Annotated in this window: 17 protein-coding genes; 9 read left to right on the forward strand and 8 right to left on the reverse strand. The window is 75.3% G+C overall.

Annotated features, from left to right (window positions below; all coding sequences use genetic code 11):
* Positions 1–572: 572 nt before the first annotated feature.
* The 4 genes from ACZ5HG_RS02850 to ACZ5HG_RS02865 are packed head-to-tail and all read left to right on the forward strand — an operon-like array spanning position 573 to position 2588.
* On the forward strand, positions 573–881 hold the full coding sequence (locus tag ACZ5HG_RS02850) for a DUF4244 domain-containing protein (protein ID WP_464180293.1): 309 nt from the start codon (positions 573–575) through the stop codon (positions 879–881).
* Positions 878–1213, forward strand: a complete 336-nt coding sequence (locus ACZ5HG_RS02855) for a TadE family type IV pilus minor pilin (protein ID WP_464180294.1) — start codon at positions 878–880, stop codon at positions 1211–1213. Before ACZ5HG_RS02850 ends, ACZ5HG_RS02855 begins: the two co-directional genes overlap by 4 nt.
* A complete protein-coding gene (locus ACZ5HG_RS02860; RefSeq protein ID WP_464180295.1) occupies positions 1210–1758 on the forward strand; it encodes an Rv3654c family TadE-like protein in 549 nt (182 codons plus the stop codon). Before ACZ5HG_RS02855 ends, ACZ5HG_RS02860 begins: the two co-directional genes overlap by 4 nt.
* Complete coding sequence (locus ACZ5HG_RS02865; RefSeq protein WP_464180296.1) at positions 1749–2588, forward strand: MerR family transcriptional regulator; 840 nt, start codon at positions 1749–1751, stop codon at positions 2586–2588. Before ACZ5HG_RS02860 ends, ACZ5HG_RS02865 begins: the two co-directional genes overlap by 10 nt.
* 199 nt (positions 2589–2787) lie before the next feature.
* Here the strand turns inward: ACZ5HG_RS02865 and ACZ5HG_RS02870 are convergent, their stop codons facing one another.
* Positions 2788–5358 (reverse strand): DEAD/DEAH box helicase, encoded by a 2571-nt coding sequence (locus ACZ5HG_RS02870; protein WP_464182083.1) that lies wholly within the window; start codon positions 5356–5358, stop codon positions 2788–2790.
* 122 nt (positions 5359–5480) lie between these two features.
* On the opposite strand from ACZ5HG_RS02870, the gene ACZ5HG_RS02875 reads away from it, so the two are divergent.
* From ACZ5HG_RS02875 to ACZ5HG_RS02890, 4 genes are all read left to right on the forward strand, one after another.
* Entirely contained in the window at positions 5481–6254 is a 774-nt protein-coding gene (locus ACZ5HG_RS02875; RefSeq protein WP_464180297.1) for a LamB/YcsF family protein, read from the forward strand.
* 10 nt (positions 6255–6264) lie between these two features.
* Positions 6265–6900, forward strand: coding sequence for a 5-oxoprolinase subunit B family protein (locus ACZ5HG_RS02880; RefSeq protein ID WP_464180298.1), 636 nt, complete (start codon positions 6265–6267; stop codon positions 6898–6900).
* A complete protein-coding gene (locus tag ACZ5HG_RS02885; protein WP_464180299.1) occupies positions 6897–7775 on the forward strand; it encodes a 5-oxoprolinase subunit C family protein in 879 nt (292 codons plus the stop codon). The genes ACZ5HG_RS02880 and ACZ5HG_RS02885 overlap by 4 nt, the downstream gene beginning before the upstream one ends.
* Before the next feature lie 108 nt (positions 7776–7883).
* Complete coding sequence (locus tag ACZ5HG_RS02890; protein ID WP_464180300.1) at positions 7884–8216, forward strand: STAS domain-containing protein; 333 nt, start codon at positions 7884–7886, stop codon at positions 8214–8216.
* Between the two features lie 62 nt (positions 8217–8278).
* On the opposite strand, the gene ACZ5HG_RS02895 is transcribed toward ACZ5HG_RS02890, so the two are convergent.
* The 7 genes from ACZ5HG_RS02895 to ACZ5HG_RS02925 form a co-directional block, all read right to left on the reverse strand.
* Positions 8279–8695 carry a hypothetical protein gene (locus tag ACZ5HG_RS02895; RefSeq protein WP_464180301.1) on the reverse strand — a complete coding sequence of 139 codons (417 nt, stop codon included), beginning with the start codon at positions 8693–8695 and terminating at the stop codon, positions 8279–8281.
* 140 nt (positions 8696–8835) lie between these two features.
* Positions 8836–10215, reverse strand: a complete 1380-nt coding sequence (locus ACZ5HG_RS02900) for a hypothetical protein (RefSeq protein ID WP_464180302.1) — start codon at positions 10213–10215, stop codon at positions 8836–8838.
* Positions 10212–10742: a SigE family RNA polymerase sigma factor gene (locus tag ACZ5HG_RS02905; protein WP_464180304.1), complete on the reverse strand. Its 531-nt coding sequence runs from the start codon at positions 10740–10742 to the stop codon at positions 10212–10214. The genes ACZ5HG_RS02900 and ACZ5HG_RS02905 overlap by 4 nt, the downstream gene beginning before the upstream one ends.
* Positions 10743–10842: 100 nt before the next feature.
* On the reverse strand, positions 10843–12234 hold the full coding sequence (locus ACZ5HG_RS02910; protein WP_464180305.1) for a hypothetical protein: 1392 nt from the start codon (positions 12232–12234) through the stop codon (positions 10843–10845).
* The gene (locus tag ACZ5HG_RS02915; protein WP_464180306.1) at positions 12231–12761 is read right to left on the reverse strand and encodes a sigma-70 family RNA polymerase sigma factor; all 531 of its coding nucleotides are present in this window, start codon (positions 12759–12761) and stop codon (positions 12231–12233) included. Before ACZ5HG_RS02915 ends, ACZ5HG_RS02910 begins: the two co-directional genes overlap by 4 nt.
* 68 nt (positions 12762–12829) lie before the next feature.
* Positions 12830–14242, reverse strand: coding sequence for a hypothetical protein (locus ACZ5HG_RS02920; RefSeq protein ID WP_464180308.1), 1413 nt, complete (start codon positions 14240–14242; stop codon positions 12830–12832).
* Complete coding sequence (locus tag ACZ5HG_RS02925; RefSeq protein ID WP_464180309.1) at positions 14239–14784, reverse strand: sigma-70 family RNA polymerase sigma factor; 546 nt, start codon at positions 14782–14784, stop codon at positions 14239–14241. Before ACZ5HG_RS02925 ends, ACZ5HG_RS02920 begins: the two co-directional genes overlap by 4 nt.
* 260 nt (positions 14785–15044) lie before the next feature.
* Here ACZ5HG_RS02925 and ACZ5HG_RS02930 point away from each other — a divergent pair, with 260 nt between their 5' ends.
* Positions 15045–17354: a sodium-translocating pyrophosphatase gene (locus ACZ5HG_RS02930; RefSeq protein ID WP_464180310.1), complete on the forward strand. Its 2310-nt coding sequence runs from the start codon at positions 15045–15047 to the stop codon at positions 17352–17354.
* The last annotated feature ends 103 nt before the right edge of the window (positions 17355–17457 follow it).

Consider the following 17457-nt stretch of genomic DNA (forward strand, 5'->3'; position numbering starts at 1 on the left):
CGGCCCGCCGTCGACCGGCTCGTCGACAACCGACGGGTTGTGCAACCCCCGAGTCGCCTTCGCGATCGTCGTCGTCGGAGACCCCGCGCCTCCGGCGTCGCGGCCGCACATCGCTCGACGCCCCTGCGAGGCCCCCGCCGCTCGGTGAGCGGGCGTCGACCCGTCCACAGGCGGATCACCGCTCCGTCGTCCCCAGATCCACCCGCCGGGGGCTGCGCCGGGCACGACCTCCTCGGCAGGGTCGTGCTCAGCCGCCCGTCACCAGGTCGGGCACCCACCGACAGGAGAGATCGATGCCTGCGACCACCACCCCTCGACGCACCACCGCTGCCCAGGAGCGCGCCGTCCCGCCCTCGGGCGCCCCTGCTCCCACGGTCGCCGCGGGCGCCGCGCCCGTCGCGAGGGCCCGCGCCGCGACGACCACGCCGGGTGTGCGCTCCCCGTGGCAGGCCCCGCCCGACCCCGAGCTCGATCTGCCTGACGGGAGTCGTCCCGCCCCCCGGGGCTCCAGGTCGCGCGGGCCCGCCGGGAGCGACCTCCGCGACCGCGCCGGCACGCGCATCCACGTCCGCGTGGAGAACGCGATCGAGGACGCCGACGACGACTCCTGGGACGTGGACGACTCCTGGGAGGACGAGGACGACCGCGATGGCGCCGCCGGTCGTGCGTGCCCGGACTGCGGCGGGTCGATGGCCGAGCGGATCGACTGCCTGCGGGGTCGCACGGCGGGCCGTGCGCGCGATCTTGGCGCGGTCACGGCGGAGTACGCGGTGCTGATCGTCGCGGTGGTCGGCTTCGCCGGGCTCCTGACGGCGATCCTCGCGGGCGACGAGGTCCGGCAGATGCTCACCGGGCTCGTCCAACGGGCGCTGTCGGTGTGAGCGAGGACCGCGGGGCGGTGACGGCGGAGGTCGCGGTGCTCCTGCCGGTCGTCGTGCTCCTGCTCGCCGCGGTGCTGGGTCTCGCCTCGACCTCGGTCGCGCAGATGCGGTGCGCGGACGCGGCGCGCGCCGGCGCTCGGGCTGCTGCGCTCGGCGACGCTGACGCCGAGGTCGTGTCGGTCGCGTCCCGGGTGGCCGGGCCGGACGTCCGGGTCGCGGTGCGCCGGTCGGGGGAGTGGGTGGTGGTGCGGGTCGAGCGCTCCTCGGCGGTGCTCGGCGTGCAGGTGGGTGTCACCGTCCACGGCGAGGCGACCGCGCGGGTGGAGCCGTGACCACCGCGCGGCCGCCGGGTCCCGGCAGCCGCGGTGAGCGCGACCGGGGTGCCGGGGCCGTGCTCGTCCTCGCGGTCGTGGCGGTGGTCGTCGCGGCGCTCGGGTGGATCGGCCTGCTGGCTGCCGCTCACGGTGCCCGTGGGCGTGCGCAGACCGCCGCTGACCTCGGGGCCCTCGCTGGTGCGCAGCACCGGTCGCTCGGCGGGACCGACGCCTGCGAGGTCGCGGCACGGACGGTCCAGCGCAACGGGGCCGAGATGACGGCGTGCGTCGCAGGCGCGTCGCTCGAGGTAACGGTCGAGGTCGCGGTGCGCACGGTCGTAGGCTCCGCGACCGCCGGGGCCCGGGCCGGCCCGCGCGCTCCACCGGGACGGGCGTTCGTCCGCCGTGCGCGCACGCCACCACCCCGCGCGCCCGACCAGAGCCCGCTCGCCTCCGGGACACGCCCAGCACGGCGCGCTCAGCCCGGCACGCCGCTCTCAGCACGACGTGAGCGGCACCGCTTGAGCCTGCCACGGTGTCAGGGTGTGTGGTCATGGACATGACCCGCTCAGGTGCACGTCTGCTCAGCATCGGGGAGTTCTCCCGACTGGCCCGGATCAGCGTGCGCATGCTCCGGCACTACGACGACCGGGGGCTGCTGCTCCCGGCCGACGTCGACCCGGCGAACGGGTACCGCTGCTACTCCCCGCACCAGCTCCGCACCGTGGACCGCATCCGCGCGCTGCGGGACGCCGGCTTCTCGGTCGCCGAGATGGTCGATCTGCTGCCCCGGTTCTCCGAGGCCGCGCAGATGCGCACGGTGCTGGAGCAGCAGCGGGACCGTCTCGCCGCCGACGCCGATGTCGTGCGACGGCGCATCGAGCAGGTCGATCACCTGATCACCGCACTCAAGGAGCCGATCATGTCCGTCCAGGTCACCCGTTCGACCATGCCCGCCCGCACCGTCGCCGCCCTGCGGGGCGTCGTCCCGGGGTACGCCGACGAGGGGCTGCTGTGGCAGCGCCTCATGCCGGGGCTGTTCGCCGCCGGCGCCAGCATGGCCGAGACCCCGCAGGTGGGGGCGACCTTCCACGACGAGGAGTACGTCGACCACGACCCCGAGATCGAGGTGTGGGCGACGGTCGCGTCGCCGTTCGTCGCGCAGGGCGACGTCCGGTGCGTCGAGCTGCCCGAGCAGGACGTCGTCAGCGCGACGATCACCGGCCCGTACGAGCAGGTCTCGGGCGCGATGGCGGCGCTCGGCGACTGGGTCTCGGCGCACGACGTCGCGCTCGACGGCCCGATGTTCAACGTCTACCTGGTCGGGCCCGAGCAGGAGAAGGACCCGCAGCGTTGGGTGACCCGGGTCTGCCTCCCGGTCCGCGACCTCTGACCTGCGCTCGGGCGCTGCCCGGCCGACCGTCCGGACGCCGTCGTGGTGACCGACGAGCGTCGGGGGCGGTCGGCCGGCGGGCCGACGGTCCGGACGTCGTCGTGACGTCCCAGCGCTCGGGCGGTCGCCGGCAGGCCGTGCGTCGAGCGCACCGCGGCGTGGCACCGGCCGTCGTGCGGGCGGGTGCCACGGTGAGCGGTCAGCCGTCGGCGTGGCTCAGCACGGCGTCGAGCAGGCGGACCGCTGCGGCCTTCTCCAGCGGGTTGTTCGCGTTGCCGCACTTCGGCGACTGCACGCAGGCCGGGCAGCCCGTCCGGCACGGGCAGGTCGCGACGGCATGCCGGGTGGCGCGCAGCCAGGTCGCACCGAGGGCGTACCCGCGCTCGGCGAACCCGGCGCCGCCGGGGTAGGCGTCGTGCACGAAGACGGTGGCCTGCTCGGTGTCGGCGTGCAGCGCGGTCGAGACGCCGCCGAGGTCCCACCGGTCGCAGGTGGCGAGCAGCGGCAGCAGCCCGATCGACGCGTGCTCGGCGGCGTGCAGCGCACCCGGCGCGGTCTCCAGCGTGACACCGGCCTGCTCCAGCACCTCGGGCGGTGCGGTCCACCACACCGCGGTCGTCGGCAGGGTGCGCGCGGGCAGGTCCAGACCCTCCGAGCCGAGCACCTGGAGGTCCGGGATGCGCTTGCGCTGGTAGCTCATCACCTGGGTCGTGACGTCCACGGTCCCGAAGCCCCAGGTGATCGGACCCCAGCGCCGCTCGTGCGTGACCGAGCGGATCTCGGTGGTGGTGACCCAGCGCGCCCAGGTGCCGTAGTCCACGTCGCGTCGCTCGACCAGGGCGATCCCGTCGGCCAGGTGCAGGGCGCCGACCACGTAGGTCGATCCCTGGTGCACGTAGACCGCGCCCTCGTGCACGGTGGAGTCCGCGGCGGCGGCGTCGACGGTGCCGAGCATCCGTCCGGTGCCGGCCTCGACCACCCGCACCGGGTCGCCGCCGGTCCCGCGCAGGTCGGTCAGCCGCGAGGCCTGCTCGGGATGCGTCCAGTACCAGCCTGACGGACGCCGGCGCAGCGCCCCGCGCTGCACCAGCACGTCCAGCAGCTCGCGGGTGCCCGGTCCGAACAGCCCGAGCTCCTCGGTGCGGATCGGCGTCTCGGCGGCGGCGGCGCACAGGTGCGGGGCGAGCACGTACGGGTTGCCGGGGTCGAAGACGGTCGCCTCCACCGGGGCGTCGAGCGCGGCCTCGGGGTGGTGCACCAGGAAGGTGTCCAGCGGGTCCTCGCGCGCGACCAGCACCACCAGCCCGTCGGCACCGGCGCGCCCGGCCCGTCCCGCCTGCTGCCAGAGCGACACGCGCGTGCCCGGCCACCCGGCGATCACCACCGCGTCCAGCCCGGAGATGTCCACGCCGAGCTCCAGCGCGTTCGTCGTCGCCAGCGCGCGCAGCCGGCCGGTGCGGATCGCCTGCTCCAGCGCCCGGCGCTCCTCCGGCAGGTAGCCGCCCCGGTAGGCGGCCACGGCGGCGGCCAACGCCGGGTCCGCCGCGCGCAGGTGCTCCTGGGTGACGGTGGCGACGGACTCCGCGGACCGGCGGGACCGGGTGAACGCGAGGGTGCGCGCACCGGCGGCGGTGAGGTCGGCGAGCAGGTCGGCGACCTCGGCGGTCGCCGAGCGGCGGGGCCGGTCGGGGTCGTCGGCGACCAGGTCCTCGCCGGTGCCGAGCGGGCCGGAGCCCTCGGGGCGGCGGCGGTCGGCGCCGCGCGATCCGATCGCACCGGCCCCGTTCGCCTCGTCCCCGGTCGCGCCCCCCGATCCCGGGCCACCGACGTCGCCCGGCGCGTCACCGTCAGGTCCTGCCTGCCGGCCGTCCCCGTCCGCCACGGCCTCCCGGTCCACGTCCACCGGCGGCGCGTCCAGCGGCAGCGCCCACGGGTCGTCCTCCGGCAGCAGGTCGCTCCACGGCCCCTCGGCGGGCGGCACCTCCGGCGGCTGCCACAGCACGACGGTCTTGCGGCCCGCGGGCGAGGCGTCCTCGTGCACCGAGACGACGTCCTCCGGCGCCACCCCGATCAGCCGCGCGGCGCTCACCGCGGGCTCGGCGGTGGTGGCCGACGCCAGCAGGAACACCGGGTCGGCGCCGTAGGTGGCGGCGACCCTCCGCAGCCGGCGGAGCACCGCGGAGACGTGCGCGCCGAACACCCCGCGGAACGCGTGGCACTCGTCCAGCACCACGTACCGCAGCGAGCCGAGCAGCCGGGCCCACCGCCGGTGCTGGGGGAGCAGGGCCGCGTGCAGGAAGTCGGGGTTGGTCAGCACCACGTCGGCGTGCTCCTGCACCCAGCGCCGCTCCTCGAAGGCGGTGTCACCGTCGCAGGTGGACACCCGCAGGTCACGGGTGCGGGCGGCGACGAGCAGCCGGTCCAGCGCGGTGACCTGGTCGGCGGCGAGCGCCTTGGTGGGGCAGAGGTACAGCACGGACCCGCGCCGGGTGACCGACTCGATCCGCCCGGGGTCGAGCGCACGGACGGCGGCATCGGCCCGCACCGCGGACAGCGCGGGCAGCCAGAACGCCAGCGACTTGCCGGATCCGGTCGAGGTCGAGAGGACGGTGTGCCGGCCGGACCAGGCGGCGTCGGCGGCCTGCGCCTGGTGCCGCCACGGCCGGTCCACGCCGAGCGCGCGGTAGCCGGCCACCAGGTCCGGGTCCGCCCAGGTCGGCCAGTCGACGGGGACGCCCTCGCGGGCGGGCAGCTCGCGGACGTGGGTCATCCGCTCGGCGCGGCGACCGCCGGCGAGCAGCACGTCGAGCAGCTCTCCGGTTCGCACCACGGCACCATCCTCGCCCCTGGACGCCCGTGGCCCGCACACCCCGCGGCGGGCAGGATGGCTCCGTGGCCACGCACATCGACCTGAACTGCGACCTCGGCGAGGGCCTCGGCCCGTGGACCCTGGGCGAGCCCGGCACCGACGACGCGCTGCTGCACCTGGTGACCAGCGCGAACGTGGCGTGCGGCTTCCACGCGGGCGACCCGGTGATCATGGCGGCGACCTGCGCCACGGCGGCGGCGCGCGGTGTCGCGATCGGGGCGCACGTCGGCTACCGCGACCTGGTGGGCTTCGGCCGTCGCCCGCTGGACGTGCCGGTCGACGTGCTGCGCGCCGAGGTCGCCTACCAGATCGGTGCGCTGGTGGCCGTGGCCCGCACCGCGGGTGCCCGGGTCGGCTACGTGAAGCCGCACGGCGCGCTCTACAACCGGATCGTCCGGGACGAGGCGCAGGCGACCGCGGTGGTCGAGGCGGTGGCGGCGGTCGACCCGTCGCTGGCCGTCGTCGGGCTGCCCGGATCGGCGGTGCTGCACCTGGCGGCGGCCGCGGGGCTGCGCACGATCACCGAGGCGTTCGTCGACCGCGGCTACCGTGCCGACGGCACCCTCGTCCCCCGGGGCACCCCGGGGGCGCTGGTCACCGATCCCGCCGAGGCCGGTCGGCGTGCGGTGGAGATCGCCCGGGACGGCCGGGTCGAGGCGGCCGACGGCGGCACCGTCGAGGTGATCGCCGACTCGCTGTGCGTGCACTCGGACACCCCGGGTGCCGTCGCGGTGGCAGGAGCGGTCCGGGACGCGCTCACCGGCGCGGGCGTGACCCTGCGCGCGGTGGCCCCGTGACGGTCGCGCCGTGACCGTCCGCCGGTACGGGACGACCGCGCTGCTGGTCGACCTGCCCGACCTCGACGCCGTGCGCGCCGTGGACGCCGCCCTGCGCGCCGACCCGCCCGCGGGCACGGTGGACGTGGTCCCCGCCGCGCGCACCGTGCTGGTGACCTTCCGCTCGCCCGCCGCCCGCGCGGCAGCCGGCCCTGCGATCACCGCCGCCGTCACCGACTCAGCCACCGCACCGGGTCCCGCCACGGACAGAGACCCCGCCCCCGTGGTCCTCCCCGTCCGCTACGACGGCCCCGACCTGGACGAGGTCGCCGCCCTCACCGGCCTGAGCCCGCAGGAGGTCGTCGCCCGCCACCTCGCCGGCCGGTACACCGTCGCCTTCGGCGGCTTCATGCCCGGCTTCGCCTACCTCACCGGCCTCGACCCCGCCCTGCACGTCCCGCGCCGGGACAGCCCGCGCCCCCGGGTGCCCGCCGGGGCGGTGGCCGTCGCCGGTGACCTCGCCGCGGTCTACCCGGCGGCGACCCCGGGCGGCTGGCGGCTGCTGGGCACGTGCGCGACCCCGCTGTTCGACGTCGACCGCACCCCGCCCGCCCTGCTGACCCCGGGCACGCCGGTCCGCTTCGTGCTCGAGGGCGGTGCCCCGTGATCGAGGTGCTGCACCCCGGCCTGCTCACGCTCGTCCAGGACGCGGGCCGGCCCGGGCTCGCGTCGATCGGGGTCGGCCGCTCCGGTGCCGCCGACGCGGGGGCGCTGCGGCTCGCGAACCGCCTGGTGGGCAACGACGCCGCGGCCGCAGGGCTGGAGGTGCTGCTCGGCGGGATCGAGCTGCGGTTCACCGCGACCGCCGTGGTGGCGCTCGCGGGGGCCGAGGTCCCCGCCCGGATCGAGCACGACGGCGGCACACGCACCCTCGGCCCGCACCAGGCCGTGCGCGTCCCGGCCGGCGCGGTGCTGCGCTGCGGGTCCGCCGACCACGGCCTGCGGCTCTACCTCGCGGTACGCGGAGGTATCGACGTGCCGCCGGTGCTCGGGTCCCGATCGGCCGACCAGCTGTCCGGGATCGGCCCCGCCCCGGTGCGAGCCGGTGATCTGCTGCCCGTGGGTGGCCTCGTCCGTGATGCCGCGCAGCCCTGGCCCGAGCCCGCCCGCACCTGGCCCCGCCCCGGGGAGCCAGTGGTGCTCCGGGTGCTGCCCGGGCCCCGTCCGGACTGGTTCGCACCCGACGCGCTCGACCTGCTCGCCCGCGCCGTCTACGCCGTGACCCCGGCGAGCAACCGGGTCGCGCTGCGGCTCGACGGCCCGCCGGTCCCGCGGGTGGACCGCGGCGAGCTGCCCTCCGAGGGGCTCGTCCGCGGCGCCGTCCAGGTCCCGCCGGACGGGCGCCCGGTGGTGTTCGGCGCTGACCACCCGGTCACCGGCGGGTACCCGGTGGTCGCCGTCGTGCTGCCGCGCGACCTCGACCTGGCCGCGCAGCTCGCCCCGGGCGCGCAGGTCCGGCTGCTGCCGGTCGAGCACGGCTGACCGGGTGACTCCGAGCGCCTGCGCACGCTCACCCGCTCCGGGACTGCGGTCCGCGCGGTCCGGTCTGTTTGAATGCTCCCAGCGGGAGGGGAGCCCATGGACGTGAGCGTGGCCAGCAGGACGGTGGACGAGCGGACGATCGTCGAGGTCGCCGGCGAGATCGACGTGTACACCGCACCGACCCTGCGCGAGCGGCTCACCACCCTGGTGGACGAGGGCCGGACCGACCTGGTGGTCGACCTGACCCAGGTCCGCTTCATGGACTCCACCGGTCTCGGCCTGCTGGTCGGCGTGCTCAAGCGGGTGCGCGGCCTCGACGGCCGGCTCCAGCTCGTGATCGACTCCGAGCGGCTGATGAAGGTGTTCCGGATCACCGCGCTGACCCAGGTGTTCACCATCCGCGAGACCCTGGACGAGGCGCTCGCGGACACCCCGGCCTGACGCGGAGGCGTCGGCCCGGAGGTGCGGGCGGACCCGGCGAACCGATGCCGCCCGCGCCCCGCTCAGGGCACCACGAGGGTGAACGGGTCCGCGAACACGAAGGCGTTGATGTCGGCGCGCGTGGTGGTCCCACCCGAGAGCACCGCATCGACGCCGATCCACTGCGACACGTAGGCCTGGTACTCACCCGGGGGCAGCGGCTCGCCGAACTGCGTGAAGGTCCCCCCGGCTTCTGTGGCGCAGGGTGCGATCAGCCCCGTCCCGGCGGAGCGCTGCACGGCGAGACCGCTGGCGAGCGTCCAGCCCATCTGTCCGTCGGGGGAGACGAGGTCCGACGCGACCACGCGTCCGTCCTGCACGAGCCACATCCCGGCGCCGCGGTCCTGCAACGAGGCGGTCCCGGGGCCGGTGTACTCGAACGTCGCCGGGACGGTCAGCCCGTCCGTGAGGGTCGTCCGTGTCCCGCACCACCGCGTCACCCCGCTCCCGCACGAATGCCTCGAGCTCGTCCTCCCAGGCCACCGGGTCCCCTGCCTCTCCTCGTTCGTCGTCCTGCACCCGCTCAGACGCTCCCGGGGCCGAGAACGTTGGGGTCGGTCCCCGGGAACGTCTGTCGAGGTCAGGGGATGGTGACCGTCCACGGCTCGCTGACCACGTAGGTGACGCCCTCTCCGGGCACGATCGTGCCGTCCGGGAGCACCCTGTCGTACATCACGACCCGAGCTGCGGCGTACACCTGGTACTCGCCGGTCGGCAGCGGTGTGCGCCCGTACTGGTCAGGGCACGCCGTCATGTCCCCGACGAGCGTGTTTCGGATCCCCGGTCCGTCCGCGACGTCGAAGTCTCTGCCGCCCTCGGTCTCGTACCAGGTCCCGCCGACCACGACGCCGTCCTGCACCGCCCAGAACGACAGGTAGTCGAACACGGAGCCCCGCGCACGCCCCGGCCCCGAGTACCGCAGGTCGAACCGCGGCGCGTCCGGGTCGATCACCTCGAGGGTGAGGTCGCCGTCGGCGGCGGGCACCGGGGCCGGATCGCCGCAGACCAGCTCATCGACGACAGCGGGGACGGCCAGCGGGCGGTCGTCGCCGGGACGGGGTACGACGCGGTCCGCGGTCCCGGTGATCGTGATGCTGATCGGGTCGCCGCGAACGACCTCGGAGTCCGTCACCCGATCAGCGAGCGCAGCCAGCGCCGCGCGGGCGGCGTCGTCGTCCGTGGTGTTGGCGGCGTCGAGCGCCTCCTCCCATGGCAGCGGTCTGATCTCGGTCCAGGGCACCAGGTCGTAGGTCGCGGCGGGCAGCGGCACGCCCGAGGTGACCGCAGGCTGCCCGTCAGGTGCGCAGACGGTGAGGTCGATCCGGTCGCTGTGCATCTCGGGGAAGCCGACCTCGCCGATGGCGTCCCAGGTCCCGGCGCTCGTGCCGTGGGAGGTCGCCGTCCCGACGACGACCCCGTCCGCGAGCACGGCGTACTGCGGGCCGTCGGTGGGTGTCGCGAGCACGATCCAGGTGGCCCACTGCACCGGCCGCACGATCGCCGAGACACCGAACCGATCGCCCGCGGCGAGGGCGGTGCGCTCGACCTCCCACTCGAGCTCCGCGGTGTCCGTCGTCGGTTGCGGCCCGGAGGTGGCCAGCGACCCGCACTCCCCGAACGGCAGGCTCGGGTCCCCGGTGGGCATCACCACGACCGGCGTGGTCTCGGTCGGCGTCGGTGTGGGTGCCGGTGTCGTCACGCTCGGCGAGGGCGACACCGTGGGGGAGTCCGCGGGCAATGGCTCGCGGTGGTCGGCGAGCGCGGCCCCGGCGAGCACCACCCCCGCGACGGCGACCAGCGCGGTCGTCGCGGTGACGGCGGCTCGGCGGGTGCGGGCCCGTCCGGCGCGGTGCACGATCGTGCCGGCGTCGAGCCCGGTGTCGTGGCGCAGGCGGGTGGTCTGCTCGTCGGCGGTCTGCTCGACGATGCGGGTGAGCGCGGAGCGCAGGTCGTCGGTCATCGCCGGTCCTCCTGGACGTGCACGTCGACGGTCTCGTGGGTGGGCGACGGGGCGAGGAGCGGTCCGAGCCGGCGGGTGCCGTCGGACAGGTAGCGCTTCACCGCCCCCTCGGAGAGCCCGAGCCGGGTGGCGATCTCGGCGACGGTCAGGTCGTCGTAGAAGCGCAGCACCACGCAGGCCCGCTCGCGGGGCGGGAGGGTGGTGAGCGCGGCGGCCACGTCGACCGCGCGCACGCTGCCCGAGTCGGCCGCGCGCACCTCCTCCGGCGTCGCGAGCAGGTGCGCGCTGCGGTCCCAGAGCCGGCGTCGGCGGTACTGGTCCAGGTAGGTGGTCAGCACCGCCCGGCGCACGTACCCCTCGATCGAGGTGATGTCCGTGCCCGTGCGGCGCCGTGACCAGACCTTGACCAGCGCCTCCTGCACCAGGTCCTGCGCCTGGTCGTGGTCGCCGGCGAGCAGCCGCGCGTACCCGACCAGCGCGGGCCCCCTGTCGCTGACGAACTCCGTCAGCCGTTCCTGCCAGGTCACGTACCCCTCCGTCCGTGGTGGACGAGCGAGGTCCGTCCTCGCCCGATCATCCCGTCATCAGGTGCGACGCAGAGGTCCGGCAGAACGTTGGGGCGTGCGGTCATCCCACCCGGAGCGTGAACGGCTCGCTGTAGACGAAGGACCAGCCCTCGACCGTGGCGGTGCCGCGCGGGGACGCGTCGACCCGGGGATCGAGCAGCCCCACCGAGACGTACGCCTGGTAGTCGCCGGGGGCGAGCGTGCCCCCGCCGCAGACGGTCCGCAGCTCGAGGGTGCCGGTGCTGTCGATCCCGATCCCGCTGCCGAGCGTCACGGTGGCGTAGGGCTCCCACCAGAAGTCGGTGGTCGCCACCACCTCCCCGTGCTGCACGACCGTCAGCCACGGCCCGGCGTGCCCGTGCTCGACGCGGCCGGGCCCGTCGTAGGTGAGCGTGCTCGTGATCGGTTCGTCGAGGTCGGCGAGGGTGAGCGTGCCGGTCGGCGCCGTCAGGGTGAACGGCGACCCGGGTGCCTGGTCGGGCGGTGCGGCGTCGCAGACCGCCGGGTCGGAGACCGAGACGGACTGCATCTCCCCGTCGCTGCCCGGCAGCGGTGCGGTGGACCCGGCCGCACCGGTGATCGTCACGGTCACCGGCTCGCCCACGGCGGTCCCGAGCACCCCCTGCGCCACCAGCGCGTCCGGGGCGGGCCACTCGGCCGAGGCCCCGCCGCGCAGCGCGACGTCGTCGTCACCCAGGGCGACCACCTCGGCCCAGGGCTGGAGCGTGTAGGTGCCGGCGGGCAGCGGGTGCCCGACCAGCACGTCGGCGCTGCCGTCGGCAGGTGCGCAGGCCACCAGCGGCAACCAGTCGGACGTCACCCGGGCACCGCCCTGGAACCCGCCCGCGATCTCCCACCAGGGATCGCCGCCGACGGTGCTGGGCGTGCCGGTGCTGCTGCCGGTGCCGGGCAGCGCCGTCCCGACCACCACGCCGTCGCGCAGCACCGCCACCCGCGGACCGGGTGCCGGGAGCAACGAGTACGAGGGACCGTCGGCGTCGTCCAGCGTCGTGGTGACGGCGATCGGCTGCCCGGCCGCGACGGTGGTCGCGTCCACGGTCAGCGCGGCGGTGTAGCGCCCGTCGAACGGTGCCGCCGGGGTCGCGGTCGCGAGCGCACCGCACGCGCCGTAGGGCTGGGTCGGGTCGCCCTGCGCGTAGGGCAGCGCGGTCGGGGTCGAGGTCGCCTCGGACGTCGGCGAGGGCATCGCGGGCGCGGGGGTCGGCGTGCCGGTCCCGGCCGGCTGCGGGGTGTCGTGCCGCCAGCCCGCCACGCTCGTCCCGGCCAGCGCCACCAGCCCCGCGAGCGTCACGGCGGCGATCCCCGCGGTCGTCCGGCGCACCGTCCGGCGCCGGCGCCGCCGATCGAGGATCTCCGCCACCGGCAGCGGGTCCGCGCTGCGCTCGACGTCCCGGGCCAGCCCGGCGATCAGGTCGTGCAGGTCGCGGCTCACAGGTGGCTCCCCTCGTGCTCGGTCGTCGTGTCGACGTCGACGTCCAGCAGCTCGGCGAGCCGTCGGGTCCCGTCGGACAGGTAGCGCTTCACCGCACCGGTGCTCACGTCGAGCACCGCGGCGATCTCCGCCAGCGGCAGGTCGTCGTAGTAGCGCAGCACCACGCAGGCACGCTCGCGTCGGGGCAGCCCGTCGAGGGCGGCTCGGACGTCCGCCCGCGCCACCGCCCGGTCCTGCGGGTCGGCCGTCGGCAGCGTCGACTCGTGCCCGAGCCGGGGCAGCGCCGCCAGCCAGCGCGACCGACGACGTCCCTGATCGACGAAGGTGGTGAGGATGGTGCGCCGCACGTAGGCCTCGGCGCGCTCCAGGTCGGCCCCGTCCCGCGTGCGCACCACGGTCTTGACCAGGGCCTCCTGGGCCAGGTCCTCCGCCTCGCGCAGATCGCCCGTCAGCAGGTACGCGTACGCCACCAGCGCGCGCCCCCGGTCGCGGGCCAGCGCCGCGACCACCTCGTCCCCCGAACCCACCGGCCGTCCCTCCTGCCCCTGCGAAGCCTGTCAGAAGCCTGGACGACCGGTGGGTGCGAAAGGTTGGGTCACTCCACGACGAGGGTGAACGGCACGGTCGTGAAGGTCGTCGCGTCGCTGTCGTCGGGTGCGCTGTCGAGAACCTGCACCCCGTCCGAGTCCCACGCCGCGTTCGCGAAGAAGTACGCGGCGATCATCACCTGGTAGGTGCCGGGCGCCAGGACCTCCGACTCGTTGGCCGGCCACCCGTCGGCACCGCACCTGCGCACCGTCGGCGCGAGGCCCCCCACGGCGAGCTCGATCGCGGACCCCCCGTCGACGTCGAAGCGCACGACCGTCAGTCCTTGCTGGATCTCGCCGACGGCCTTCCCGTCCTCGAGCAGCAGGAGGTCGGGGATCGAGACCTGCCCGGCGACCCGGCCCGGGCCCCCGTAGGTCACCGTCACCCCGACGTCGTACTCCTCGTACGTGTCGCCGGCGTGGACACGCAGCGTCTCCGGCGTCGCGATCGTGAAGTCGTCCCCGAGGTCCGCGCCGGGAACGATGCTGCACGCGGACCCGTAGTCCGTCGGCGCAGGCAGCGACGGCGCCCCGACCAGCGGCACCTGCCGGTCGCCCTGCTGCTCCTCGATCTGCAGCGCGACCGGGCCGCCGAGAGCCGTCGACTGCCGCCGTCCGTCGAAGTCCCCGAGCGCGCTGAAGGTGCGCGCGAGCGGCAGCCCGGGTCCCTCCGGGTCGATGCCCTGCGCCCACCAGGTCTCCCCGAGCGCGTAGACCTCGTAGTCCCCGGCGGGCAGGTCGGTGCCCACCGATGTGCTGGCAGCGCCGTCGTCGCAGACGACGGGCGTCGCGTGGGTGACGAACCACTGCTGCGCCTCCCAGTTGTCGACGTCGCCCGAGAAGGCCGCGTACAGGTCGGCCCCGTCGGAGACCTCGGCGTGGGCGTCGATCGTCGCCACGACCACGCCGTCCTTCGCCACGACGGCTCGCGGGCCGGAGTCGTGGGTGAATGCGAACGACGCCTCGGCCGGTGCCATGGAGCGTGCGCGGATCTCGATGGCTGCACCGCGCGCCGCCGACGACGGTGCGACCAGCTCGACGTAGGCACTGGAGTCCGCCGCCGGCACGGTGGGGGAGCCGACCAGCGACCCGCACTCGCCGAACGGCAGGCTCGCGTCGCCCACGGGCAGGGTCTGCTCAGGTGCCGTAGGGGCCGGCGTGGGCGACGGCGCCGTCGTGACGGTCGGGGTGTCCGCCGGCAGCGGCTCCGCCCCGCGGTCCCACCGCGTCACGGCGTAGCCCGTCCCCGCCACCACGACGAGCGCGGCGGCCACCGCTCCGGAGAGCAGCGCGGTGCGACGGTGCCGCGCCCGGCCGGCGCGGGCGGTCATCTCGGTCACGGGGAGTCCTCCGCGGTCCTGGTGCTCGGTGGTGGTGCGGGCGGCGAGGTCGTCGAGCGCGCGACGCAGGTCCTCGGTCATCGACGTGCTCCCTTCGCGGTGGTGGGGCTCGACACCGGGACGTCGTCCAGGTCGCCGAGGGTGGTGCCGAGCATCGGACCGAGCCGGCGCAGCGCGTCCGAGAGGTAGCGCTTCACGGCGCCCTCGGAGAGGTCGAGCCGCCGAGCGATCTCCGGCACGGTCAGGTCCTCGTAGAAGCGCAGCACCACGCAGGTGCGCTCGCGGGGAGAGATCTGCCCGAGGGCGTGCTCGACGTCGGTGCGGGCGACGGCGGCGTGCTCCGGTGAGGGCACGTCGGGGGCCGGCCCGATCAGCCGTGCCCGTTCGCGCCAGCCGATCTCGCGCCGGGTGCGGTCCAGGTAGGCGTTCACCACGGTCCTGCGCACGTAGGCGTCGAGCTGCTCGATGTCCGCGCCGCGACGCCGTCGCGCCCAGGCCCGGACGATCGCCTCCTGCACCAGGTCCTCGGCCTCGCCGACGTCGCCGGTGAGCAGGCGGGCGTAGCCGACGAGCGCAGACCCGCGCTCGTGGGCGAACGCCGCCAGGTCGTCCTGCCAGGTCACGGGGTCCTCCGCCGGTCGGTCGGGCGGTGCACCGGATGGACCCGTCCCGGGATGAGTGTCATGCAGGGGGGACGTGCGGCGGCCCCGGATCGTTGGGGGTCGACCGAAGATCAGCCGATCGGCTGCTCGCGGCTCGACCGCCGTACCCAGCGCCGTCGCCGCCGCGTCTGGCTAGAGTGGCGTCTCCGCACGGCAACGGGGCCGGGTGGGTGGGTCGGGGGCGGCCGAGCGTGGGCCGCGCCCGTGTCCGAGGAGGATGCATGGTCACACTCGGTCCGACGAGCGTCGTCATCGTCGCCGTCATCGCCGCTGTCGGGATCGCCGCCCTGGTCGTGGCCGTGGTGCTGCGGCGCCAGGTGCTCGCGGCCGACGAGGGGCCGGAGTCGATGCGCCGGATCGCCGCCGCCGTCCAGGAGGGCGCGGCCGCGTACCTGTCGCGGCAGTTCCGCACGCTGGCGCTGTTCGCCGTCGTCGTGCTGGCGCTGCTGCTCCTGCTGCCCGGCGACGCCGGGGTCAAGGTCGGTCGGTCGTTGTTCTTCCTGGTCGGGGCGGGTTTCTCCGCGTCGATCGGCTACCTCGGCATGTGGCTGGCGACCCGGGCGAACGTGCGCGTCGCCGCTGCGGCGTCCCTGCCGGGCGGTCGAGCAGAGGGCGCGCGGATCGCGCTGCGCACCGGCGGGGTGGTCGGCATGTCGGTGGTGGGTCTCGGCCTGGTCGGCGCCGCCGTCGTGGTGCTGCTCTACCGGGGTGACGCCCCGGCGGTGCTGGAGGGCTTCGGCTTCGGCGCGGCCCTGCTCGCCATGTTCATGCGGGTCGGCGGCGGCATCTTCACCAAGGCGGCGGACGTCGGCGCGGACCTGGTCGGCAAGGTCGAGCAGGGGATCCCCGAGGACGACCCGCGCAACGCGGCGACGATCGCGGACAACGTGGGCGACAACGTCGGTGACTGCGCGGGCATGGCCGCGGACCTGTTCGAGTCCTACGCGGTGACCCTGGTGGCCGCGCTGATCCTCGGCAAGGCGGCGTTCGGCGAGCAGGGGCTGGTGTTCCCGCTGATCGTGACCGCGATCGGGGCGCTGGTCGCCGCGCTCGGCGTGCTGGTGACCCGGGTGCGCGGGTCGGAGAGCGGGCTGACCGCGATCAACCGGGGATTCGGCATCGCGGCGGTGGCCGGGGCGCTCGCGGCGGGGGTGGCGGCGTTCGTGTACCTGCCGTCCACTTTCGCCGGACTGACCGGCCTCGACCCGTCCGCGGCGCTGGCCGACCACGGTGGCGACCCTCGGGTGGTCGCGGCGGGCGCGGTGGCGATCGGCGTGGTGCTCGCCGGGCTGATCCTGTGGATCACCGGCTACTTCACCGGCACCACCTCCAAGCCGACGATCCACGTGGCCCGCACCTCGCAGACCGGCGCCGCCACCGTGGTGCTGTCCGGCATCGGCGTGGGCTTCGAGTCGGCGGTCTACACCGCGGGCACGATCGCCGCGGCGATCTGCGGGGTGTTCCTGCTGGCCGGCGGATCGCTGGAGCTCGCCCTGTTCCTGGTGGCCCTCGCCGGCTGCGGCCTGCTGACCACCGTCGGCGTGATCGTCGCCATGGACACCTTCGGCCCGGTGAGCGACAACGCCCAGGGCATCGCGGAGATGTCCGGCGAGGTCAGCGAGGAGGGCGCGCAGATCCTCACCGACCTGGACGCCGTCGGCAACACCACCAAGGCCGTGACCAAGGGGATCGCCATCGCCACCGCGGTCCTCGCCGCCACCGCCCTGTTCGGCTCCTACGCCGACGCCGTGCGCACCGCCCTGGCCGACCTGCGGCTGACCGAGCTGCCGGGCGACATCGTGCTCGCGATGACCGACTACCAGGTGATCAGCCCGGTCACCCTGGTGGGGATCATCCTCGGCGGCGCCACGGTGTTCCTGTTCTCCGGCCTCGCGATCGACGCGGTGACCCGTGCCGCCGGGGCGATCGTGTTCGAGGTGCGGCGCCAGTTCCGCGAGCACCCGGGGATCATGACCGGCGCCGAGCGACCCGAGTACGGCCGGGTGGTCGACATCTGCACCCGCGACTCCCTGCGCGAGCTCGCCACCCCCGGCCTGCTCGCGGCGTCCGCGCCGGTGGCCGTCGGGTTCGGTCTCGGCGTCGGCCCGCTCGCCGGGTTCCTCGCCGGGGCGATCGGCGCCGGCGTGCTGATGGCGGTGTTCCTGGCCAACTCCGGCGGCACCTGGGACAACGCCAAGAAGCTGGTGGAGGACGGGCAGTACGGCGGCAAGGGATCCGAGGCGCACGCCGCGGTGGTGATCGGCGACACCGTCGGCGATCCGTTCAAGGACACCGCCGGGCCCGCCATCAACCCGCTGATCAAGGTGATGAACCTGGTCGCGCTGCTGGTGGCGCCCGCGGTCGTGAGCCTGTCGATGGGCGAGGACGCCAACCACGCGCTGCGGCTGACGATCGCCCTGCTCGCGACCGTCGTCGCCTTCGGCGCGGTGATCGCCTCGCGACTGCGTGCCGCGCGGGTGGACGCCGAGGCGAGGCTCGAGCGCGAGGTGGGCATGGCCGTGCCGCGCTGAGCCGGTGCCACGTCTCCGTCTCGGTCGGGAAATCGGGACGATCCGGACGTCTTTCGGTCCCACGTAGGGGAAAACACACACGCGGGCACCCACGCATTTCTCT

The organism is Cellulomonas sp. GTC20042, assembly GCF_055389595.1.